This is a genomic window from Aminobacter aganoensis (assembly GCF_014206975.1).
In the GTDB taxonomy this organism is placed as follows: Bacteria; Pseudomonadota; Alphaproteobacteria; order Rhizobiales; family Rhizobiaceae; genus Aminobacter; species Aminobacter aganoensis.
The window spans coordinates 1-23,148 of the sequence record NZ_JACHOU010000001.1 but is presented as its reverse complement, the minus strand read 5'-3'; the positions used below and the strand labels follow the sequence as shown (position 1 = coordinate 23,148).

19 protein-coding genes and 1 pseudogene are annotated in these 23,148 nt (G+C 64.3%); 10 read left to right on the top strand and 10 right to left on the bottom strand.

The annotated features are described in order from the left end of the window. The first annotated feature begins 98 nt into the window (after positions 1-98). A complete protein-coding gene (locus GGR00_RS00100; RefSeq protein WP_055973911.1) occupies positions 99-920 on the top strand; it encodes an SDR family NAD(P)-dependent oxidoreductase in 822 nt (273 codons plus the stop codon). On the opposite strand, the gene GGR00_RS00095 is transcribed toward GGR00_RS00100, so the two are convergent. The 5 genes from GGR00_RS00095 to cckA form a co-directional block, all read right to left on the bottom strand. Next, entirely contained in the window at positions 898-2,127 is a 1,230-nt protein-coding gene (locus GGR00_RS00095) for an MFS transporter (protein WP_055973914.1), read from the bottom strand. The genes GGR00_RS00100 and GGR00_RS00095 overlap by 23 nt on opposite strands. A gap of 105 nt (positions 2,128-2,232) precedes the next feature. Next, a complete protein-coding gene (locus GGR00_RS00090) occupies positions 2,233-3,591 on the bottom strand; it encodes a DEAD/DEAH box helicase (protein WP_055973916.1) in 1,359 nt (452 codons plus the stop codon). A 336-nt stretch (positions 3,592-3,927) separates the two neighbouring features. After that, positions 3,928-4,104 (bottom strand): hypothetical protein, encoded by a 177-nt coding sequence (locus GGR00_RS00085; RefSeq protein ID WP_184117330.1) that lies wholly within the window; start codon positions 4,102-4,104, stop codon positions 3,928-3,930. Positions 4,105-4,290: 186 nt separating this feature from the next. After that, on the bottom strand, positions 4,291-5,028 hold the full coding sequence (gene deoD, locus GGR00_RS00080) for a purine-nucleoside phosphorylase (protein ID WP_055973919.1): 738 nt from the start codon (positions 5,026-5,028) through the stop codon (positions 4,291-4,293). A gap of 94 nt (positions 5,029-5,122) precedes the next feature. Continuing rightward, positions 5,123-7,717 (bottom strand): cell cycle histidine kinase CckA, encoded by a 2,595-nt coding sequence (gene cckA / locus GGR00_RS00075; RefSeq protein WP_055973923.1) that lies wholly within the window; start codon positions 7,715-7,717, stop codon positions 5,123-5,125. Positions 7,718-7,925: 208 nt separating this feature from the next. Between cckA and GGR00_RS00070 the strand changes: the two genes are divergently transcribed. Further along, positions 7,926-8,654: a flagellar biosynthetic protein FliO gene (locus GGR00_RS00070; RefSeq protein WP_055973926.1), complete on the top strand. Its 729-nt coding sequence runs from the start codon at positions 7,926-7,928 to the stop codon at positions 8,652-8,654. A 67-nt stretch (positions 8,655-8,721) separates the two neighbouring features. Here the strand turns inward: GGR00_RS00070 and dksA are convergent, their stop codons facing one another. Beyond that, a complete protein-coding gene (dksA, locus tag GGR00_RS00065) occupies positions 8,722-9,138 on the bottom strand; it encodes an RNA polymerase-binding protein DksA (protein WP_055973928.1) in 417 nt (138 codons plus the stop codon). Between the two features lie 242 nt (positions 9,139-9,380). Between dksA and GGR00_RS00060 the strand changes: the two genes are divergently transcribed. The 4 genes from GGR00_RS00060 (at position 9,381) to GGR00_RS00045 (ending at position 13,124) form a co-directional block, all read left to right on the top strand. Next, positions 9,381-9,884 carry a SixA phosphatase family protein gene (locus tag GGR00_RS00060; protein ID WP_055973931.1) on the top strand — a complete coding sequence of 168 codons (504 nt, stop codon included), beginning with the start codon at positions 9,381-9,383 and terminating at the stop codon, positions 9,882-9,884. A 67-nt stretch (positions 9,885-9,951) separates the two neighbouring features. Continuing rightward, positions 9,952-11,424 carry a YcjX family GTP-binding protein gene (locus GGR00_RS00055; protein ID WP_055973936.1) on the top strand — a complete coding sequence of 491 codons (1,473 nt, stop codon included), beginning with the start codon at positions 9,952-9,954 and terminating at the stop codon, positions 11,422-11,424. After that, the gene (locus GGR00_RS00050; RefSeq protein WP_055973939.1) at positions 11,421-12,500 is read left to right on the top strand and encodes a YcjF family protein; all 1,080 of its coding nucleotides are present in this window, start codon (positions 11,421-11,423) and stop codon (positions 12,498-12,500) included. The genes GGR00_RS00055 and GGR00_RS00050 overlap by 4 nt, the downstream gene beginning before the upstream one ends. A 72-nt stretch (positions 12,501-12,572) precedes the next feature. Continuing rightward, positions 12,573-13,124, top strand: coding sequence for a hypothetical protein (locus GGR00_RS00045; protein WP_055973942.1), 552 nt, complete (start codon positions 12,573-12,575; stop codon positions 13,122-13,124). A 66-nt stretch (positions 13,125-13,190) separates the two neighbouring features. Here GGR00_RS00045 and GGR00_RS00040 read toward each other — a convergent pair whose 3' ends face one another. Next, on the bottom strand, positions 13,191-13,463 hold the full coding sequence (locus GGR00_RS00040) for a hypothetical protein (RefSeq protein ID WP_156381184.1): 273 nt from the start codon (positions 13,461-13,463) through the stop codon (positions 13,191-13,193). Positions 13,464-13,707: 244 nt separating this feature from the next. Between GGR00_RS00040 and GGR00_RS00035 the strand changes: the two genes are divergently transcribed. Beyond that, positions 13,708-15,564 (top strand): monovalent cation:proton antiporter-2 (CPA2) family protein, encoded by a 1,857-nt coding sequence (locus tag GGR00_RS00035; protein WP_055973945.1) that lies wholly within the window; start codon positions 13,708-13,710, stop codon positions 15,562-15,564. 5 nt (positions 15,565-15,569) lie between these two features. Continuing rightward, on the top strand, positions 15,570-16,112 hold the full coding sequence (locus GGR00_RS00030) for a DUF924 family protein (protein WP_082496503.1): 543 nt from the start codon (positions 15,570-15,572) through the stop codon (positions 16,110-16,112). 5 nt (positions 16,113-16,117) lie between these two features. On the opposite strand, the gene GGR00_RS00025 is transcribed toward GGR00_RS00030, so the two are convergent. After that, the gene (locus GGR00_RS00025; protein WP_055973950.1) at positions 16,118-16,693 is read right to left on the bottom strand and encodes a GNAT family N-acetyltransferase; all 576 of its coding nucleotides are present in this window, start codon (positions 16,691-16,693) and stop codon (positions 16,118-16,120) included. 66 nt (positions 16,694-16,759) lie between these two features. Between GGR00_RS00025 and GGR00_RS00020 the strand changes: the two genes are divergently transcribed. Then, on the top strand, positions 16,760-18,088 hold the full coding sequence (locus GGR00_RS00020; RefSeq protein WP_184697016.1) for a DNA polymerase IV: 1,329 nt from the start codon (positions 16,760-16,762) through the stop codon (positions 18,086-18,088). Between the two features lie 8 nt (positions 18,089-18,096). Here GGR00_RS00020 and GGR00_RS00015 read toward each other — a convergent pair whose 3' ends face one another. After that, on the bottom strand, positions 18,097-19,107 hold the full coding sequence (locus tag GGR00_RS00015) for a methyltransferase (RefSeq protein WP_055973956.1): 1,011 nt from the start codon (positions 19,105-19,107) through the stop codon (positions 18,097-18,099). A gap of 167 nt (positions 19,108-19,274) precedes the next feature. Beyond that, a complete protein-coding gene (gene dnaE / locus GGR00_RS00010) occupies positions 19,275-22,805 on the bottom strand; it encodes a DNA polymerase III subunit alpha (RefSeq protein WP_055973982.1) in 3,531 nt (1,176 codons plus the stop codon). A 221-nt stretch (positions 22,806-23,026) separates the two neighbouring features. Here dnaE and GGR00_RS00005 point away from each other — a divergent pair. After that, a pseudogene (locus GGR00_RS00005) lies at positions 23,027-23,148 on the top strand (S-(hydroxymethyl)glutathione dehydrogenase); the annotation flags it as partial.

The following is a 23,148-nucleotide window of genomic DNA, read 5'->3' as shown; positions in this document are numbered from 1 at the left end:
AGCAAACGGGGATGGAAGGGCAGCACCAGGCAGAACGGTCTTCCCATCCACGCGCAGCCTCGCTAGAGCAACAGCAGGGAAGTTTCGAGGGGAATGGGGTGAGCACATATCGGGCCGACCCACGGGATGGCGTCGCATGGATCACCGGTGGCAGCACCGGGATCGGTCGTTCGGTCGCGCGCCAGCTCGCCAAGGAAGGCTACACGGTTGCCGTGACCGTGCGCCCCGACGATCCCATCGACACGCTGATCGAAGAGACCCGGGACATGACCGGCAAGGTCCTGTCGTTTCCGTCCGACGTGACCGACGAGGCTGGCATGGCCGCCGCAGTGGCCGCGATCGAGGCACAAGCGGGGCCGATCGTGCTCGCCATCTTCAACGCCGGCGCCTACATGCCGGTGACCGGCGACAATCTCAGGATGGAAGCCTTCCGCCAGAGCTTTGCAGTCAACGTCTTCGGCGTCGTCAACGGCCTGGTGCCGGTCGTCGAGCGCATGCGCAACCGCGGCCGCGGGCACGTCGTCATCATGGGCTCGATCAGCGCCTATTTCGGCTGGCCAACCACCGCTGCCTACGGCGCCACGAAAGCGGCCGTGAACATCATCGCCGAGGCGCTGAAGTTCGACTTCGACAAGATGAACATCCGCACGCAGGTGATGAACCCAGGCTTCGTGGCCACGCCGCTGACGGAGAAAAGCGCGTTCTCCATGCCGGCGATGATGGCGGTCGACGCTGCAGCCGAGCGGATTTGCAAGGCGATCCGAAAGAGCGGCTTCGAAGTGACGTTCCCGCGGCGCCTGACATGGGGTATGAAACTTCTTTTCCTGCTGCCGCGGCCCTGTCGCGAGATGGCGTTGCAGGCTTCGACGCGATGGAAGACCGTGCCCCTCATCTATCTCAGACGTTCGAGCTACGATTGAGCCCAGCCACTGTGGCCACTTCAGGCTTGGCGTCACGCGCCCAGAGATAGACGACGAGCGCAGCCCCGAGCATCAGCACGTAGAACCAGAACAGCGCCTGGTATGGCGCCGCCGGATCACCCGGGACGGCACTTGCCGTGACCACGGCGCCGGTTGCGAATTGCATCGCGCCCACGCCGCCAATGGAGAAGAAATTCATCAGCGTCACGCCGCGCCCGATCAGATGCGGCGGCAGGAAGGCGCGCGCGTGCGCCATCAGCAGGCCGTAGCTGCCGCCGGTCAGGCCGATGACGACGAAGACGAACGTAACTGTGGTCACATCGGAAACGACGTTGAGCGCGAGATAGAGGATCGCTGCGAGGCCGATCGTGTTTCCAACCACCGCAACCCACTTGCGGGTGCGGAACATGGTGTCGAGCGGACCATAGACGAAGGCGCCAGCGACCATGGCCAAGGCCATGAAAAACGTCACCTGGCCGATCAACAGCGCATCGGCGCCATAGACATCGACCAGGTAAGGTCCCGACCACAGCCCCCTGATACCCGTCGTCGGCGCGTAGTTGATGGCCGTGAGCGGGATGATCGGCCACAGGACCCGCATGCGGAGAAGCTCGATATAGCCGCCAAAGCCGGCGCCATCGCCGGCCATGCCGTCAGGCGATTTCGGATCGCGCACCAGCGCCAGCACCGCAAGCGCGGCCAACATGGTGATGACCCCCAGCCCAGCCATGACCGGTCGCCAGCCGAATGCCTCCGCGGCCTCGGCCAACGGCGCGGCACCGATGACATTGCCGGCCGTGCCGAACGCCACCATCCAGGAGGCAAGCACGGCAAAGCGCGCGATCGAAAATGTACGGGCGAAGATGAACAGCGACGACATCAGCACCGGCGCGCAGCCGATGCCGATCAGTGCCATCGCGGCAATGACCATCCAGGGGGCCGTGGCCGAAGCAAAAACCAGGGCGCCACCGCCGCCGCCGAACAAGAGCAGCGTCGACGCCGTGCGCCTGGGACCAAAGCGATCGAGCGAAACGCCGATGGCGAACTGTGCCAGGGCGAAGGCGATGAAAAAGGCACCCGAGGCGAATGACAGTTGTGCCTTGGTGGCGCCAAGTTCGGCGGTAAGCGCCGGCGTCAGCACGGCCATGAACGAGCGATAGAACTGCGACAGCACATAGGCGATTGCGAGCGTCGCTATCCCGGCCATGCAGCCCCCTCAAACGAAAGGGCGGCCGAAGCGCCGCCCCGACCGCCCTAACCTATTCATGCCACATCAGCAAATGGACCAGTCCGGCCCGATCTGCTGCACAGTCTATGCTGCGCGCGTGTTCGGCTTGCGAGCGCCGAAGCGGCGCTTGCCGCCCTTGGGCGCGTTTGCCTTCGGACGATCGCCCTTCGGCTTGCCGCTATTGTTTCCACGCGGACGCTGGCCGTTGGGCCGGCGTTCCTCGCGCTCGCCACGATCGTTGGCCGGAACAAAGCCACGCGGTTCGCCGGCCGGACGTGCCGGATCCGGCTCGCCAAGATGGTCGGCATCGATGGTCAGCTTCATGCGGATGATGCGCTCGACCTGCCGCAGCTTGGAGTTTTCCGAGGGATCGACCAGCGTGACCGCGACGCCGTTGGCGCCGTTACGGCCGGTACGGCCGATGCGGTGAACGTAGCTTTCGGCTTCGTCAGGCAGGTCGAAGTTCACGACGTGGCTGATCCCCGGAACGTCGATGCCGCGTGCTGCGATATCGGTGGCGACGAGGATGCGGACCTTGCCGGCGCGGAAGCCATTGAGCGCGGCCTGGCGCGCGTTCTGCGACTTGTTGCCGTGGATGACGGCAGCCGGAAAGCCGTCGCGATCCAGGTCCTTCACGACACGGTCGGCGCCATGCTTGGTGCGGGCGAAGACCAGGACCGAGGTCATGGCCTCATCGGCCAGCATCTTGGCCAGGATCTGGCGCTTCTGCTTGGTACGGGCGAGGATGATGCTCTGGCGGATCTCAGCCGCGGTCGTGCTCTGCGGCGCAACCTCGACGCGGATTGGATCCTTGAGCAGGCCCTGTGCCAGTTCAGCGATTTCGGCCGGCATCGTGGCCGAGAACAGAGCGGTCTGACGGTTGCGCGCGGTCGCCTTGGCGATGCGCTTGACGTCGTTGATGAAGCCCATGTCGAGCATGCGGTCGGCCTCGTCGAGGACCAGCCACTGCGTGTCGGCCAGCACGAGGTCGCCTTCGCGGACGAGATCGGTCAGGCGGCCCGGCGTGGCAATCAGCACGTCGACGCCCGGAGCGATCTTCTTGACCTGCGAGAAACGCGACACGCCGCCGAGGACCAGCGCGGTCGAAACATGCGCGCCCTTGGCGAGGATCTTGATGGTGTCTTCGATCTGCACCGCGAGCTCGCGCGTCGGTGCCAGGATCAGCGCACGCGCCGTCTTGGGCCGGCGCTTGGTGCCAAGAGCCATGATCTTGGACAGGATCGGCAGCGAGAACGCCGCGGTCTTGCCGGAACCGGTCTGGGCGATGCCGAGGATGTCGCGGCCGGCCAACTGCGCCGGGATCGACTCGATCTGAATCGGCTTGGGCTCGTTGAACCCGGCCAACTGGGTGGCCTTGAGGAGCGCGCCGGTAATGCCGAGTTTGGCGAAGCCGTTCAGCTCCGCATTGATTTCATTCGTCAATATCTTCTTCTTTCGTGCGACGGCTATCCGCCACAAACAACAATGGCGGCAGGGCGCAACCTGCCGGCCCGAATCTCATGTGAAACGACAAGGCGGCGGACGAGTGTCCGCTCGGCTGCGCTGTCGTGCCCGCCGGCCTCATGCCGCGGGTCTATTCCGCCGCCTTCCGTCTGCCGGAAAGGGAGAAAACAGACGCAACCAGTCTCTCTGGGGAGAAAGCCGTAAGCCCGGCCCAAGCGCCTATGACGCCGCATATGGATCATTTGGCTCGAAATAGCAAGCCCACCATGCTGCGGTGCAGCATCGCAGTTCCTGTTTCCGGTCGCCTGTTCTGCTTCAGGCGGTGCCGACCACTTCGTTGTAAGTGTCAAGATCGACGTAGAATATCCTGGTGATCGCAAGGACCAGTTCGTCGCCCCAGTAGCCGTGCGATTTCAGGATGCTGACTGCGGTGAGTATGTCGACCGGTTCGGTCAGACGCCTCTTCATGCTTTCCTCGACAAACTGTTCCATCGGGCTGTCCCCTTGTCCGATTGCCCTGACGCAATGAACTCAGACCAGAACTCCCATCAGGGTATGGAACATCGCTTGCGCGGAACTTGCCGACGCGCCGACGGATCCATTCACAGACCGGGATGACGCGGGAAAGGCGGCCGACTCACAAGGCCGAGACCATGCTATCACAAGCCGGTGACAGCGCTATCGCCGGGGCGTGGCCGGTTCCGCCGGGACTGCAACTTCGAGTGCGAGCCGCACCATGTCGGTGAAAAGCTCCTGCCGCTCGGACGTCTCCGTCTGCTCTTCGGTAACGAGGCTGTCCACCACGGTACAGATCGACAGTGCCTTGGCACGGAAACGGGCGGCGACCGTGTAGAGCAGGCTGGTCTCCATATCGACCGCCAATGCGCCATGGGCTCGGACCCCGGCAAAGCGTCCAAGCACGTCGGGGTGGTAGAAGACGTCGCTCGACGCAGTCTGGCCGATATGATGATCCAGCCCCAGTTCGATGGCGCGCTGGGCGGCGCGCTGCAGCAGACCGAAGTCGGCGCTCGGCGCGTAGTTGTAGAAGCCGAACAACTGCCCATTGACCGCGCCGTCGTTGCTCGACGACTGCGAGATGACCAGGCTGCGCAGCTTGACGTGATCGGCCAACCCGCCGCATGTGCCGACCCGGATCAAAGTCCTGGCGCGGTAGGTGTCGAGAAGCTCGTGGGCATATATGGCCATCGATGGCGCACCGATGCCGGTCGTCTGAACGCTTATCGGAACGCCACGGAACCTGCCGGTGTAGCCGAGGGCGCCCCGCACCCGGTTCACGCACCTGACGCCGTCAAGGAAAGTAGCAGCGATCCACTCCGACCGCTGCGGATCGCCCGCCAACAGCACCGTTTCAGCGTAGTCACCGCGCCTTGCTTCATTGTGCGGCGTAGTCTGCATTGTTCACCCCCGACACGCGCCTGCCGGCATGATGGCATGATCGCCACATGCGGGAAAGCTCATAGAAGTCCGGGCAGAATTGAACAGGCAGAGGCTAGCTTTCAAGCACTTCCTTGACGACTGTCGCGAGTTGCTTGAGCGAGAACGGCTTGGGCAGGAATCCGAACTGCGCATCGGCGGGCAGGTTCTTGGCGAAAGCGTCCTCGGCATAGCCGGAAACGAAAATGAACCTGATGTCGGGCTGGCGCTTGCGCAACTCGCCAAGCAGCGTCGGGCCGTCCATCTCGGGCATGACGACATCGGACACTACGATGTCGATCTGGCCCTTGAGTTCGTCGAATATCTCGAGCGCCTCGACACCCGACGACGCCTCGTGAACGGTGTAGCCACGTGAGGTCAGCGCCCTCACCCCGCCCATGCGCACCGCATCCTCGTCCTCGACCAGCAGAACCGTGGCCGAACCGGACAGGTCCTTGGCGACGTTGGCCGCTCCGGCGTCCTGCGGCTTTGCCGCTGCAGCAGTCGTGGTTTCCGGCTTCACGTCATCCGCCGGCTGCGCCTTGACCAGATGCCGCGGCAGGAAGACGCGGAACACCGTGCCCTTGCCCACCTCGGAGTCGCAATAGATGAAACCGCCGGTCTGCTTGATGATGCCGTAGACCATCGACAAGCCAAGGCCCGTGCCCTTGCCGACTTCCTTGGTGGTGAAGAACGGTTCGAAGATCTTCTTTAAAACCTCGGGCGCTATGCCGCTGCCGGTATCCTCGACCTCGACAAGCACATAATCGGCCGGCACCAGTTCGCGATAGCCATAGGCCTTGCAGTCTTCGACCGGAACGTTCTTGGTCCGCACCATCAGCTCGCCGCCATCGGGCATGGCGTCGCGCGCGTTGACCGCGAGGTTGACCACCACCTGCTCCAGTTGGCCGATGTCGGCCCGGATCGGCCAGAGGTCGCGACCGTGATCGATCTTGAGCTTGATGCCGTTGCCGACCAGGCGGGCGAGCAGCGTACGAAGGTCGGCAAGCACGTCGGTGAGGTTGAGCAATTCCGGACGCAGCGTCTGCTTGCGCGAGAATGCCAGAAGCTGCCTGACCAGCGAGGCGGCGCGATTAGCGTTCTGCTTGATGTTCATGATGTCCGGGAAGGACGGGTCCGACGGACGATGATTGGTCAACAGCAGGTCCGACGCCATGATGATGGCGGTCAGCACGTTGTTGAAATCGTGGGCGATGCCGCCGGCGAGCTGGCCAACCGCCTGCATCTTCTGGCTCTGGGCCATCTGGCTTTCGAGCGCTTTCTGCTCGGTCGTCTCGACGGCATAGACGATGGCCGCCTCTTCGGCGCCGTCTGCATCAGAACCGTCGGCGACAGCGTTGACGTAGAAGCGCATGTGGCGCTCCTCGTTGTCGGGCAGCACGGTGTCGATCGGCGCGATGTCGGCCTGGCGCTGGTGCGCGCGCTCGAGCGCTGCGGCGAATGCGGCGCGGTCGCGTTCGTGGATGACCGTATCGAGGCGGACGCGCCGGTCGACCGCATCCCTGTCGACGACCGACGAGAACAGCGACAGGAACGGCGCGTTGGTGCGCAGGATGCGCCCGGCCTGGTCGACACCGGCGATGGCCATCGGCGTCGAATTGAAGAAGCGGGTGAAGCGGACTTCCGAAGCGCGCAACTGGGCGGACGAATCCTCGCCCTGGGTACGGTTGAGAACGATGGTGCGCGTCGGGCCGTTGATGCCCTCGCGGCTCGCCGAGACGCGGTGCATGAAACGAACCGGCAAGGCTTCGCCGTTGACCGTCGCGAGATCCAGGTCGATTACCGCGTTGCGCGTCGTCCCAGGATCGGCCTTGACCGAGCGGACAAGCGCCATGCCGTCGCCAGCGACGACCTCGTCGAGGCTGATGGCGCCGGGGGTGAAGCTCGCCAGATCGATGCCGAGCCAATCGGCCAGAGTCGCATTGACATAGGTAATGCGGCCATCCTGATCGGCCGAGAAAAAGCCCGCCGGCGCATGATCGAGGTGATCGATGGCCTGCTGGAGATCGAGGAAGAAGCGCTCCTGCTCGGCCCGCTCGGGCGAGATATCGGCAAGCTGCCAGGCATTCAGCGGCTGGCGCTGGCCGGGAATGCTGAAGGCCCGCGCCCGCACGCGATACCAGCGCGCGCCAGGTGCCGCACCTGGGCGAACGGATTGACCAAGGCGAAATTCGCCGTCGCCAGCCTGGCCGTCGCGCAGGCCCGAGGCCAGTTCGGAAATGGTCGACGACGCCTCGGGTACATCCGACAGCAGCCCTTCGACCGTCTTCAAGTCCGATGCGGTGGTGGCTCCGGTCATGTCGGCATAGGCGCGGTTGGCATAGACCACGCGACCCTTGGCATCGGTCACCACCAAACCTTGCGACATCGAATCGACAAAGGCCTTGGACAGGCCGTCGGCAGGCGAGCGCGGGGCGATCTGGATGAAGCCGATGGCGGTGGCGAAGAGGTAGCCGACGCCGATCATGGCAAGCACGCCAAGCATGCCCAGCAGGAACGGATCGCCCAGGCGCTCGCGGAACACGCCGAATACGATGGCAGCGCCGGTCAGCACGACGATGAAGATGATCAACCGGGTGATGGCATCGGGGCGCGCCGCCTGATCCACGATCGGAACCGGATAAAAGTCGTTGCGCGTTTCCTTGACCATGCCCCTGCGAGTCTCTCCGGCTCCCTCGTACCGGAGCGGTTGAATCACATTCTCCTTACCGGGAAAAGGCCCAGCCTCAAAAAGGCGGTGCAAGCCCGGGGCAAGATCATGCGCTTAGCTTCGTTCGTGGCTCTAATACGCGAATGGCAACTTGCCGGGCGCGGCAGCATGGCGTTAGTGTCGCCCGGCGCGGCGACGGGGAAAAGATATGTTCGAATGGCTGGATAGCGTGGCGGGACCCGGATATGCGGCGGCAGTGCTGTGGACGTTCGCGGCGCTGGTGCTGCTTGTCATCGTGCTGGTCATCGTCAAGCTGATCCGCAGCCTGACGTTCGGCACCTTCGTTGCTGGCGGCAGGAACAGGAAAACGCGCCTCGCCGTCATGGACGCGACCGCCGTCGACAGCCAGAGACGGCTCGTGCTGGTGCGCCGCGACGACATCGAACACCTGCTGCTGATCGGCGGACCGACCGATGTCGTGGTCGAAACGGATATCCGCATGACCGCGCCGCGCCGCCCGGCGCTGACCGGCACCGAAGGCGGGCAGGAAGCTGCTCAGCCGACCCGCCAAGCAGCAGCGCAACCAATGGCGCAGCGGCCAGCGGCACAGGCACCGGCCAGGCCGCCTCAGCCCGCGCCGGCAGCGCCCGTCAAACAAGCGCCGCCCAGGCTGCCGCTGTCGCCGGTTGCACCGGCTGCGCCCACTCCGGCGCCGAAGCCGGCCGTATCGGCAGCGACCTACGCCACTCCTGTTCGGCCGTCACCTGCTCCGACAGTTGCCCCGATACGCCGTGAAGAAATCGACGAGACACTGATGAAGGAGTTGGAAGTCTCGCTGGACGACAAGCCGCAGGTCAAATCGGCCAAGGCCATCGACCCGTCGCTTGACGACGAGATGGCGAAGCTGCTCGGCGAACTGACCAGCCAGAAGCGATGAACCTGCCGTCATGAAAACAAGAAAAAGGCGGCCGAAGCCGCCTTTTTCTTGTCCTGTCATCCCGCGATCAGTCGTCGCGATAGACCTTTTCGCGGCGCTCGTGGCGCTCCTGCGCTTCGATCGACAGCGTGGCGATCGGACGTGCGTCCAGTCGCTTCAGCGAGATCGGCTCGCCAGTCTCCTCGCAATAGCCGTAAGTGCCCTCGTCAATCCTCTGCAGCGCCGAGTCGATCTTGGAGATCAACTTGCGTTGACGGTCACGCGCCCTGAGTTCAATGGCACGATCCGTCTCGGACGATGCACGATCGGCAAGATCCGGATGGTTGGCGTTTTCCTGCTGGAGTATTTCGAGGGTTTCGCGAGCTTCGCGGAGGATGTCGTTCTTCCAGGCAACCAACTTAGCCCTGAAGTAAGACTTCTGCCGTTCGTTCATGAACGGCTCCTCTTCGGAGGGCACATAGCCAAGTGTAACGGTATCGTTCATTCGACTCACCCGACAACCCCGTTTTGGCGCCTATATATTCGCGGGCAAACGGTCGCACAAGCGTAATCCGCGAAAAGTTGAAGCCGAGACACAACTGACGATTCGGCGTGGCAACGGCGCAACTCTCTCCCCAAGAAACGCAGACTGGCATCGTCCGGTTGCAAGGCGCCCGGCGCTTGGCTACATCCTGAAGAGATAATTGGCGCAGGCTCGTCAGGAGCTTGAGGCTCCGGGAGCAACATTTGAGCAAGCTCTACCTTCTCAGACATGCCAAAGCGGGCTGGGCACTGCCCGGCGTCAGGGATTTCGACCGACCACTCGACGCCACAGGTGTCGCCGACGCCGAGGCGACGGGAACGGCGATGCGCGCCTGCGGCTACGTTCCCGAACTCACGCTCTGCTCCAACGCCCGGCGCGCCCGGGAAACGCTGGAGGGCCTGGCCGGCCATGCCGATACCGGACGCGTGGTCTTCACCGACGCGCTCTACAGCGCCGATGCTTCCGGCTATCTCGACAAGATCCGCGAAAACGGCCGGCACGGCTCGATCCTCGTCATCGGGCACAATCCGATGATGGAGGATCTCGCCATCGCCGTATCGGGCGACGGCGAGGAGGCCGCGCTGCATACGCTGCACACCGGATTTCCGACCTCCGGCCTCGCCGTGATCCGGCTCGAAGGCGCGTTGACCGGCGCCGAACTGGGCCGTGGCTATCTTGAGGCATTCCTGACGCCTGCCGATCTTTGAAGCCGGGCGCCATTTCAAATCCCGGGGGTGGCACCTATATCCGGCGCGACCGCATGGGGGATGACGATTGGCGTCACTGACCACCTTTACCGACGAGGCGCGCATCGCGCTGGACACGCTGTCCGGACGCGCGACGGGGCTGTTTTCGCCATCCCTGCGCCTCGGCGTCACCGGACTTTCCCGCGCCGGCAAGACGGTCTTCATCACGGCCTTCGTGCACAACCTGATCCATGGCGGCCGGCTGCCACTGTTCGAGGCCCAGAAATCCGGCCGCATCGCGCGCGCCTTCCTCGAAGAGCAGCCCGACGACGCCGTGCCGCGGTTCCAGTACGAAGATCATGTTGCGGCGCTTGTCGATCAGCGTATCTGGCCAGACTCGACGCGCGCCATCTCGGAACTCCGGCTGACCATAGAATTCGAGTCAGCCTCCGGCTGGAACCGCATGTTTTCAGCCGGAAAACTGTCCATCGACCTCGTCGACTATCCCGGCGAATGGCTGCTCGACCTGCCACTGCTCGGCAAGAGTTACGACGACTTTTCGCGGGAAGCCCTTGAGCTTGCACGCCTGCCGGTCAGGGCCGATCTGTCCGAGGCCTGGCGCGAGCTTGCGGCCACGGTGAAGCCGGAAGCCGACGCCGACGAGATGACTGCCCGGAAGCTTGCCGAGACGTTTTCCGCCTATCTCAAGGCATGCAAAGACGACGAGCGCGCGCTGTCGACCTTGCCGCCCGGGCGTTTCCTGATGCCGGGCGACCTCGAGGGCTCGCCGGCGCTGACCTTTGCACCGCTGCCAGGCCTTGGCCAGCGCGCCCGTCCCGGCTCGCTGCATGCGATGATGGAACGGCGCTACGAGGCCTACAAGACACATGTGGTGAAGCCGTTTTTCCGTGAACACATCGCAAGGCTCGACCGGCAGATCGTGCTGATCGACGCCATGCAGGCGCTCAATGCCGGCCCTGGCGCCATTGCCGACCTGGAGCGCGCGGTGACCGAAATCCTGGCCTGCTTTCGCCCAGGCCGGGGCAACCTCCTGACCGACCTGTTTTCACGGCGCATCGACCGCATCCTGGTGGCCGCGACCAAGGCCGACCACCTGCACCACGAGAGCCACGACCGGCTGCAATCGATCGTGCGGCGGCTGACCGATCGCGCCGTGGCGCGGGCGAACCTGTCAGGTGCCGAAGTCGACGTCCTAGCATTGGCTGCGGTGCGCGCCACGCGTGAAGGCACGGTCAAGCAAGGCCGCGACACCCTGCCCGTCATCATCGGAACGCCCATCGATGGCGAGGCGATTGGCAAAGAGCGATTCGACGGAAACTCCGAAACAGCCATATTTCCCGGAGACTTACCGGAAAAAGCCGATGTCGTGTTTCAGGATTTTGGCACCAATCATCGCCAGGATGCCAACGACCCGACGATCCGCTTCGTACGCTTCCGTCCGCCCAGGCTGGAACGGACCACCGAAGGCGTGACGCTGTCGCTGCCCCATATCCGGCTCGACCGCGCCTTGCAGTTCCTGATCGGAGACCACCTCGCATGAGCACGCCGCGCAAGCCTGCCGCGTTCCGCATCGAGCCGGAAGCCGATGTACGGGACACCGCTGCGGCCAAGACACCTCAGGCGACCGAGCGCAAACCGCGTGCGCTGGCCACAGGGTCGGTCATCGTCACCCCAGCCGAATTCGACGTGTTTGACGAGGCGGACCTTGTCACGGCCGAACCGCCGCCAGCTACGCCTCCCAGGCGCAGGTCACGACTAGGCGCAATCTTCCTCACGGCGGCGGGCATCCTGATATCGCTCGGCATCGGATTGTGGACGGACCGGCTGATCCGCGACCTGTTCGCTCGCGCCGATTGGCTTGGCTGGCTGGCGGTGGGTGCCGCGACCATCGCTGCGTTTGCGCTTGTCGTCATTCTGGTGCGCGAAGTGCTCGCGGTCTTCCGGCTCGCTTCGGTCGAGCGGCTGCGCAACCGGGCGACGGATGCGATCGAGCGCAACGACCCAAAGGCCGCGCGCGGCGTCGTCGACGAACTGTCGAGCCTGCTGGCGTCGAAACCCGAAACGGCGGCGGGCAGGCGCGCGCTGGCGGATCTGCGCGGCGAAGTCATCGACGGCACCGATCTGGTACGCCTGGCCGAGACCGAAATCCTGACGCCGCTCGATGCCCAGGCGAAGATCCTCATACTGGATGCCGCCAAGCGCGTGTCGCTCGTCACGGCAGTCAGCCCGCGCGCGCTGGTCGACATTGCCTATGTCGTGTTCGAGGCCGGCCGGCTGATCCGCCGGCTGGCGGAGCTCTATGGCGGCCGCCCGGGTACGCTCGGCTTCTTCAGGCTGGCCCGCAGTGCGCTCGCCCACCTCGCCGTCACCGGCTCGATCGCCGTCGGCGACAGTTTCGTCCAGCAGCTCGTGGGCCACGGACTTGCGGCAAAACTGTCGGCAAAGCTCGGCGAAGGCGTGGTCAACGGCATGATGACTGCGCGTATCGGAATCGCTGCGATGGAGACGGCGCGCCCCCTGCCCTTCGCCGCGGTCAAGCGGCCCGGCATGGGCGATTTCCTCGCCGCATTGACCTCATTCGCCACCAGGGACAAGGGTGCCGACAAGGCCAAATAGACGAAGCATTAACCATTTTTCGCCATGGTCCCTGCAATCAGTCGTTCCAGTTTCCTGTTGTCGGGTGTGCCCATGAAGCGCTTGTTCTTGTCCGCCGTTCTGCCCGTCATGGCGGTGTCGCTTTCAAGCTTGGCGCATGCCGAGCCCGCCAAGGCACCCGAGCGCGACAAGAAGTTCTTCAAGTCGGTCCAGGGCGAATGGGTCGGGCCCGGCGAAATCGTCGCCGGCAAGTACAAGGGTACCAAGTTCACCTGCAGCTTCACCGGCTCGACGCCGGACGGCAAGGTCGGCATGTCGCTCGATGGCGGCTGCCGCGTCGGCGTGTTTACCCAGAAAATGTCGGCAACCATCGAGCAGAAGGGACGCACTTATCGCGGGACCTTCCTCGACGGCTCCGCGGGCAAGGGTCTCGACATCGTGTCCGGCAACGTCGTCGACGGCAGGAAGGTCGTGCTTTCGCTGAACCGCAACCAGCTCAACGGCGTGATGCAGGCCCGCGTGCCGGACGAGAATTCGATGCATGTCACCGTTTCGGTGCGTGTCGACAAGCAGCTGGTGCCGGTGATCGGCATGAAGCTGTCGCGTGTCGATGACACCGCGGTCGGCGCCATCGCCAAGAACTGATAGCCCTTGCCTCAATGAAGAAAGGGCGGCGCCACCGGCGCCGCCCTTTCTGATTCTCGCCGCGAATCAGCCCTTGATGACGGTCAGCAGCTCGTCATAGGCCTTGCAGGCCTCTTCCGAGGTGGTGGCGCCGGTGTACTTGGACGCAACTTCCTGCACCTTGGCGGAAAGTTCGGCAGCCTTGGCCGGATCCTTGGTCACCGCTTCCTGAAGCGCCGTTCCCACTTCCTGGGCCTTCTTGGTCATGACTTCGGCGGTGCACTCCGGCGCGGCCTTCGAGCAAGCCGAAAGGCCAAGCGCAGCAACGCCGAGCACGGCAAACAGCATCTTTTTGTTCATGTCAGTCCTCTCCTCGTAGCCGGCAGGAAATGCCGGCGGCAGTTCAACCCCCCGCAGGTCGAAACGACATCGCCCTTAACGTCATGACATGTCACACGCAATGGCAGGTTGTAGGGCCAGCGCGTGCGTCTCGCCCGCATGGAAATTTCGATCGATCAGCCGGGCTGTTCGGCGGCGCACGAACCACCTATCTTGAACTTCCCCTCAAGCGGCTTGCTCCGCAAACAAAGGATCGACATAGCGCATGGCGGCAGAGACTACGGGCGTCGATCTGATACCGGTTGTGGCGTTGCTGGCCGCGGGCGTCGTCGCAGTCCCCATATTCAAGCGCATCGGCCTCGGCTCGATCCTAGGCTACCTCACTGCCGGCGTCATCATCGGCCCGTTCGGCATCGGCGTGTTCTCCGAGGCGGAGACCATCCTGCATGTCGCCGAGCTCGGCGTGGTGATGTTCCTGTTCATCATCGGTCTCGAGATGCAGCCGTCGCGGCTGTGGGGCCTGCGCCGAGAGATCTTCGGCCTTGGCGCATTCCAGGTCGGCCTTTGCGCCCTGCTGCTGACATCGATCGGGCTGGCGACAGGGTTTTCCGTTGCGCAATCCTTCGTCGCCGGTGCCGGCTTCGTCCTGACCTCCACGGCGATCGTCATGCAACTGCTCGAAGAGCGCGGCGAGATGTCGACGCCCAAAGGCCAGCGCATGGTGTCGATCCTGCTGTTGGAGGATCTCGCCATCGTCCCGCTGCTGGCGCTCGTCGCGTTCCTCGCCCCGGTTTCGGCCGGCGAGGCCGATGCCGGCTGGGCGAGCCGGCTGACTGACATCGGCATCGGCATCGCCTCCATCACCGGCCTGGTGCTGGCCGGCCGCTACCTGCTCAACCCGCTGTTTCGTGTCCTTGCCGATTCGCGTGCCCGCGAGGTGATGACCGCCGCCGCACTGCTGGTCGTGCTTGGATCGGCACTCGCGATGCAACTTGGCGGCCTCTCCATGGCGATGGGCGCGTTCCTCGCAGGCGTGCTGCTTTCCGAATCGACCTTCCGGCACCAGCTCGAAGCCGACGTCGAGCCCTTCCGCGGTATCCTGCTCGGCATGTTCTTCATCGCAGTCGGCATGTCGCTCGACCTGCTGGTGGTGGCGGCCAACTGGCAGATGATCGCCTTCTACGTCGTCGTCTACATGCTGGCGAAGGGCATCGGCATCTACGTCGTGGCGCGCTGCCTGCGCTCCGGACATCGCGAGGCCCTGGAGCGCGCGGTGGTCATGGCGCAAGGCGGCGAATTCGCCTTCGTGCTCTATTCGTCTGCCCTCGCCGTCGGCATCATCGACGGCGAATCCAACGCCATCCTCACAGCGATCATCATCATCTCCATGGTGCTGACGCCGCTGGCGATCATGGTGCTGCGCCGCTTCACGCCAAAGGACGAGCAGTCGCTCGAAGACGTCGACGTGGCGGCGGAACTGAGCGGCACGGTACTGGTCATCGGCTTCGGGCGATTCGGCCAGATCGCCAGCCAGCCGCTCCTGCTGCGCGGCGTCGATGTCTCGATCATCGACAACGATGTCGAAATGATCCAGGCGGCGGCCGATTTCGGCTTCAAGGTCTATTACGGGGACGGTACCAGGCTCGACATCCTGCATGCCGCTGGTGCTGGACGCGCCCGAGCGGTGCTGATCTGCGTCGACAAGGCAGATGTGGCTGTCCGCATCGCCGGGCACCTCAGGGCCGAATTCCCGCTGATACCCGTGCTGGCGCGAGCCTACGACCGCGGCACGGCGATCGAGCTCATTCGCGCCGGCGTCGATTTCCAGCTGCGCGAGACATTCGAATCGGCGCTGCTGTTCGGCGGCTCCACGCTTGAAAAGCTCGGCGAGGATCCCGACGAAGTCGCCGAAGTGATCGAAGAAGTGCGCAATCGAGATGCGGCGCGACTGGAGATGCAGTTCGCCGGTGACATCCGGTCCGGCGGAAACTATCTGCAGGGCAACATACCGGGCCCGGTGCCGACGCCGCTGACGCCACCGCGCCGTGCCGCCAAGGCACTCAACGAGGAAGCGGCAAGCGTCATCGCCAGGAAGACGGCCGAACAGACGGAAAGGAATTGATCATGATGGACAGGCAGCGCGCAACCGAAGTCGTCGCCTATTGGCGCGAAGCCGGCCCCGAAGGCTGGTTTCGCAAGGACGATATGTTCGACGACCGGTTCCGCAGCCGTTTCGGCGACCTGCACATGGCTGCCGCCAAGCGCCAGTGCGACCATTGGGCCAGCGACCCCGAAGGGGCGCTGGCGCTGATGATCCTGCTCGACCAGTTTCCGCGCAATTGTTTCCGCGGCAGCGGCCACATGTATGCCACCGATCCGCTTGCCCGATATTTCGCCCGCAAGGTCATCGACGACGGCCATGACATGGCCACCGAAGGACCGATCCGCGTGTTTTTCTACCTGCCGTTCTCGCACTCGGAAACGCTGGCCGACCACGACATCCCGCTCGAACGCTCGACCGCCCTTGGTGGCGACTACCTGAAGCACGCCATTGGCCATCGCGACATCGTCGCGCGTTTCGGCCGATTCCCGCACCGCAACTTCATCCTCGGGCGCGAGTCGAGCGAGCAGGAACTGGCGTTCCTCGAAAGCGGCGGCTTTTCCGGCTGAGCGCCTCAGAGCTCCAGTTGCATCAGCGGTCGGCCGGGCTTGCGCTCGGCCGCCCGCCGAAAGCCTGCCTGCTCGAACACCCTTGTCGAGCCGACGAAAAGGCCGACCGAGCGCGAATCCTTCGACTGGTCCATCGGGCATGCCTCCAGCCGCCGGGCACCGCACCGGCGCGCGAAGTCGATGCCGGCACCGACCATTTGGTGGGTCAGCCCCCGGCCGCGCGCCTTGTTGCGGATGAAAAAGCACGAGATCGCCCAAACGCCGGGGTCAGCGGCATCACCGGGATCGAGAGGAGCGGAACCCCTGCCCGCATTGTTGAACTCGGGCACGTCGGCGCGCGGGCCGATCTGCATCCAGCCTGTCGCCTGCCCGGCCTCCAAGGCAAGCAAGCCCGGCGGCGGCCCTACCTCGATGCGCGCCCTGATGTGGTCCTTGTTGCGCTCGCGATTGCTTGCGCGGCGGGCCGCCGGCGGCAACCGGAAATAGGTACACCAGCAGCCGTAGCAAGCGCCCTGCTTGCCGAACAGATCTTCGAAATGCGGCCACAGATCAGGCGTCAGCGGCAAGATGGCATCAGTCATGGATAGCTCCGTCGCGCAGCCTTGTCGCGGCACAGCGGCTGGCATAAAATCGCCTTCGTTCTCTTTATGTTCGCAGTGAAGGCGATGCCTGTCAACGATCCCAGCCACGGTTTCTGCCGCGACTGCCTTGGCCTTCAGCGCGGCACGGGCCCGCGTTGCCATGCCTGCGGCAGCCCTCGGCTGTTGCGCCATGCCGAACTCTACAAGCTGCATCTCGCCCACATCGACTGCGACGCCTTCTATGCCGCCGTGGAAAAGCGCGACAACCCCGACCTGAAGGACAAACCCGTCATCATCGGCGGCGGCAAGCGCGGCGTGGTTTCGACAGCCTGCTACATCGCCCGCATCCATGGCGTGCGCTCGGCGATGCCGATGTTCAAGGCGCTCGAAGCCTGTCCGGAAGCGGTGGTCGTCAAGCCCGACATGGAGAAATACGTCCGTGTCGGCCGCGAGGTGCGTGCGATGATGCAGGCGCTGACGCCGCTGGTCGAGCCGATCTCCATCGACGAGGCGTTTCTCGATCTCGACGGCACCGAGCGCTTGCACGGACTGCCGCCGGCCCTGGTGCTGGCCCGATTCGCAGCCGCCGTTGAAAAGGAGATCGGCATCACAGTCTCGGCAGGACTGTCCTACTGCAAGTTCCTGGCAAAGATCGCCTCCGACTTCCGCAAGCCGCGCGGCTTTGCCGTCATCGGCGAGGCAGAGGCAGTGGGTTTCCTGGCGCAACAGCCCGTGACGATGATCTGGGGCGTCGGCAAGGCCTTTGCGGCAACGCTCGAACACGATGGCATCCGCAGCATCGGCCAGCTCCAGCGGATGGATCGCGGCGACCTGATGCGGCGCTACGGCACCATGGGCAGCCGGCTCTACCACCTGTCACGCGGCCAGGACGACCGCCAGGTGTCGCCGGAGCACGAGGCAAAGAGCGTCTCGGCGGAGACGACTTTCGACACCGATCTCGGGACGTCGGCCGACCTCGTGCCGGTCCTGCGCGCCTTGTCGGAGAAGGTGTCGGCGCGGCTGAAGAAAGCGGGAATCGCGGGCCGGACCGTCGTGCTGAAGCTCAAGACGCAGGATTTCAAGACCAAGACCCGCAACCGGCAGCTTGCAGATCCGACAAGGCTCGCCGACCGCATCTTCCAGACCGGCATGCAATTGCTGGCCAGGGAAACCGATGGCACCAAATACCGCCTGCTCGGCATCGGCGTCAGCGACCTGTCGGACGACGGACGCGCCGATCCGCCCGACCTGGTCGATGTCCAGTCACGCAAGCGCGCACTTGCGGAAGGTGCCATCGACGTGCTGCGCGGCAAGTTCGGCAGGCAAGCCGTCGAGACCGGCTACACATTCGGCAAGGGCCGCAACACCCGCCCGCCGGAACCGCTGGACGACTGAGCTGCCCTTCAGATTGGCTTGCCCTCGATGAGGCTGATGCGCGGCCCGGCGTCGACGATGTTCGTCAAACGGAAGCCGGAGGCAGCGAAGAGACCTGCGAACTCGTCTTCGGTCCGCTCCTGCCCGCCGGGCACTGCCAGCATGTTGAGGTCGGCGAACTTGGCGCGCGCGCCTTCGTTGGGCGGTGCCAGCACCGCGTCCAGCACGACCAGCCTGCCGCCAGGCCTGATCGCCCTGCGGCAGCTTTTCAGGATGGCTATCGAGCGTTCGTCGTCCCAGTCATGCAGGATCCATTTCAACACATGCGCGTCGGCCCCCTCGGGCACGGCGCGGAAGAAGTCGCCGCCGATCACCTGGCAGCGTTCGGCCACCGACGCTGCCTGCAGCACCGGCCCCGCGCCCTCCACCACCTGCGGCTGGTCGAACAGGATGCCCCGCTGCGACGGGTTGCGAGCCAATATGGCGGCCAGCAGCGCGCCCTGCCCGCCGCCGACGTCCATCAAGATCTCGAACCTGCTGAAATCGTATGCAGCCAGGACGGCCGCGGCGACGGCAGGCACGAAGGACGACATCGCCCGGTCGAAGATCAGGGATTCCTCTGGATGCTCGATGCGATACTGCCAGACGCCTGTCCCATGGACGTGGGCGAAGGCATTCTCGCCGGTGCGCACGCTGTGCAGCAGTTCGCTCCACGCATCGCGATAATAGGCTCGCCCGACCATGCGCGCCCACGCTCCGACGGAGTGCTCGGCATCGGAACGCAGACCTGCGCCAAGGCTGGTGAGTGAAAACTGGCGCGCGTCGCCTTCGTGCAGCACGCCAACCGACGCCAGCGCACGCAGAAGCCGGTAGAACGACTGCGGGTGTGACGATGTGGCTGCCGCGAGATCGTCGCTTGTGCGCGGCCCGTTGGCCAGGTGGTCGGCAACGCCAAGCGTTGCCGCAACGCAGATCGCCTGGGATACCTGGTACCCATTCACCATCTGCATGAGCTCTGATGCGGCGGCCTTCTCGTCCATGACGAAGCCTTCAAGTGCCTGGTGCGATCCTGAAATCAAAGCGATTGAAGCTGGATTGCGCATGCCCAGAAGCGGCACGCACTACATGTGAGCGCCACCTAAATTACCAGCTGGGATTGTCCGCCGCAACACGCCGCAATTCGGCGTGCCGGTACCAAGCGCGACACCTAGACCAATTCGACTTCGACCACGCCAGGCACCGCCCGCATGGCGGAGGCGATGGACGGCGTGATGCGATAGCGCTCGCGCAACTCGATCTCGATCTCGCCCTGCGCCTCGCCCTTGAGCACGATGAAGCTGACCTCGCCCTCGCCTCGCACCGTCAGGTGGTTGGACAGGGTGTTGAGCGGCGTTGCATCGCGCACGAAGATGCGCAGCGTCTTCTGCACCCGACTGGCCTCGTCTTCCAGCGACTGCACGGTCTGGATGCGCAGGCTGACACCCTCCGGGCGGTCTTCGGCAGCGACCGTGATGACCACCGACTTGCCAGGCTCGAGCAGGTCCCGGTATTGCGCCAGCGCTTCAGAAAACAGCACGGATTCGTATTGGCCGGAGACGTCGGAGAACTGGACAACGCCCATCTTGTTGCCGGTCTTGGTCTTGCGTTCCTGCTTGGTTGTCACCGTGCCTGCAAGGCGGCCGGCGGTTGCGCCGCGCTTCACGGCCGCGGCGAAGTCGGTCCAGTTCTGGACACGCATCTTTTCGAGCGCCGCCTTGTATTCGTCGAGCGGATGCGCCGACAGATAGAAGCCGACGACCTGGAATTCGCGATGCAAACGGTCGGCTGGCAGCCACGGCTCGGCCTGCGGCAGGTGCAGCACCGGCGCCTGCCCCGAAAAGGCGCTGCCGAAGATGTCGGATTGGCCAAGCGTGGCGTTTTCATGCGCCAGCGAGGCCAGGCCCATCATGCGCTCGATGCCGGCCATCAGGGCTGCGCGATCGTAGCCGAAGCAATCGAACGCACCGGCCATGATCAGGCTTTCGAAAACACGCTTGCCGACGATCTTGGGATCGATGCGCTCGCAGAAGTCGGCGAGGCTGGCGAACGGCTTCTCGGTACGCTTGGCGACGATGTGCTGGACCGCCGCCTCGCCGACGCCCTTGATGGCGGCGAGCGAATAGAAGATCTTCTTTTCGCCAACCTCGAAATCGCGGAAGCTGGTCATGACCGATGGCGGCACGACGTCGATGCCGAGACGCATGGCGTCCTGGCGGAAGTCGTTGAGCTTGTCCGTGTTGGACATATCGTAGGTCATCGAGGCCGCGAGGAACTCGACTGGATAATGCGCCTTCAGATAGGCCGTCTGGTAGGAAACGATGGCGTAGGCTGCGGCGTGCGACTTGTTGAAGCCGTAGTCGGCGAACTTGGCAAGCAGATCGAAGATGGCATTGGATTGGGGCTTGGACACCCCTTTTTCCATGGAACCGGTGACGAAACGCTCGCGCTGCTTGTCCATCTCGGCGCGGATCTTCTTGCCCATGGCGCGGCGCAGAAGGTCGGCTTCGCCGAGCGAGTAGCCCGACAATTCCTGCGCGATCTGCATGACCTGTTCCTGGTAGACGATGACGCCTTGGGTCTCCTTCACCAGATGGTCGATCATCGGATGGATCGAGGCGATTTCCTCCTCGCCGTGCTTGCGGTTGTTGTAGGTCGGAATGTTCTCCATCGGGCCCGGGCGATAGAGCGCCACAAGCGCGATGATGTCCTCGACGCGGTCGGGCTTCATGCCGATCAGCGCCTTGCGCATGCCGGCACTTTCAACCTGGAAGATGCCGACGGTTTCGCCGCGCGACAGCATGGCATAGGTCAGCGGATCATCCAGCGGGATGAGCGCGAGATCGATGTCAACGCCGCGGCGGCTGATGAACTGCAGCGCCTTCTGCAGCACCGTCAGGGTCTTCAGGCCAAGGAAGTCGAACTTCACCAGCCCGGCCTGCTCGACATATTTCATGTTGAACTGGGTGACCGGCATGTCTGAGCGCGGGTCGCGGTACATCGGCACGAGTTCGGACAACGGCCGGTCGCCGATGACGATGCCGGCGGCATGGGTCGAGGCGTGGCGGTAGAGGCCTTCGAGCTTCTGCGCCATGTCGAGCAGCGTCTGGACGATCGGTTCGCGCTCGGCTTCCTCGGCAAAGCGGGGCTCGCCCTCGATGGCCTGGCCGAGCGTCACCGGGTTGGCCGGGTTCTGCGGCACCATCTTGCAGAGCTTGTCGACCTGGCCGTAGGGCATCTGCAGCACGCGGCCGACGTCGCGCAGCACGGCGCGCGCCTGCAGCGTTCCGAAGGTGATGATCTGGCCAACCTGGTCGCGGCCGTATTTGGCCTGGACGTAGCGGATGACCTCTTCGCGCCGATCCTGGCAGAAGTCGATGTCGAAGTCGGGCATCGAGACGCGGTCGGGATTGAGGAAGCGCTCGAACAGCAGCGAGAACCGCAGCGGGTCGACGTCGGTGATGGTGAGCGCATAGGCGACGAGCGAACCCGCGCCCGAACCGCGGCCCGGGCCGACCGGAATGCCCTGCACCTTCGCCCATTTGATGAAGTCGGCAACGATCAGGAAGTAGCCGGGGAATTTCATGCGCTCGATGATGCCGAGCTCGTATTCGAGACGCTCCTTGTATTGCTCCGGCGTGTAACCCTCTGCCAAGCCGCGGGATTCAAGCCGCATGGCAAGGCCATCATGGGCCTGCCGGGTCAGCTCCGCAGCCTCGGCCGCCACCGCCGCATCCGCATCGGCGATGTCGCCGCCGGTGAAGCGCGGCAGGATCGGATTGCGGTTCTTGGGATAATACGAACAGCGCCGGGCGATCTCGACCGTGTTGTCAATCGCTTCAGGCAGATCGGCAAAAAGCTCCGACATCTCCTTCTGGGATTTGAGGAAATTGTCCGCGGTCAGTCGACGCCTGTTGTCTTCGGCAACCACCGAACCCTCGGCGATGGCGATCAGCGCGTCGTGGGCCTCATAGTCGGCACGGGTCGGGAAAAACGCCTCATTGGTCGCAACCAGCGGCAGGCGATGCCGGTAGGCAAGGTCGATTGTTGCGGCCTCGATGCCGCGATCATAGCCGGCCAGGCGTTCCAGCTCGACATAAAGCCGGTCGCCGAACGTCGCCTGCATTCCGACAAGCCGGGCTTCGGCCAGGGCGTGGTGATCGCTCTTGATCGCGCTGCCTACCGGTCCGCGCGGCCCGCCGGTCAGGCAGATGATGCCGTCCGCAAGTGCCTCGATCCAGTCGAGCTTGGCATGCACCGGTTCGCCATTGGGCGTTTCCAGATACATGCGGCTGACGATGCGCACGAGGTTGGCATAACCCGCCTCGGTGGCGGCGATCAGCACGATGGGAAACAGGTCGAGCGCCTGCTTGAAAACAGGCCCTCGCTGGCTGGCATCCATGTTTTCGGCGAAGTCGACATCGACCTGGCAGCCGACCAGCGGCTGCACGCCGTCCTTGGTCGCCTTCTGGGCGAATTCCAGCGCGCCGAACAGATTGTTGCTGTCGGCAACCGCAATCGCCGGCGCAGCGTCCTTCACGGCATGTGCAACGACCTTGCCGAGCGGCAACGCACCTTCGAGCAACGAATAGGCGGAATGAACACGCAGGTGAATGAACGTCCTTGCCGAAGCCTCTGGCTTTGCTTCTGCTTTTAGCGCTTCACGCTTCAGTGGATCGCGCGGGGGCCGTTCACTCGACATCGAATCGTTTGCCTTGCAGGGAGGATTTCGGCCGGCATGTTCGGCCAGGGGCGCCATCGTGTCCATCCCGCATGGGGTCACGCCGGAAACGCCTTGTGGAGGACGATGCGGGGAAGCCGCTTTAGCACCTTGCGATGTCGCCTTCCCGGTTGATCGCCCGGCCAAAACCTGAAACCCTGCCGCCGAATTTTTGCCCCCGAAATACATGAAGGAACATCGCCATGAAAACCCGCGCCGCAGTTGCCGTCGGAGCCGGAAAGCCGCTCGAGATCATGGAGGTGGACCTGGAGGGTCCGCGCGAGGGCGAGGTGCTCGTCGAGATCAAGGCGACCGGCATCTGCCA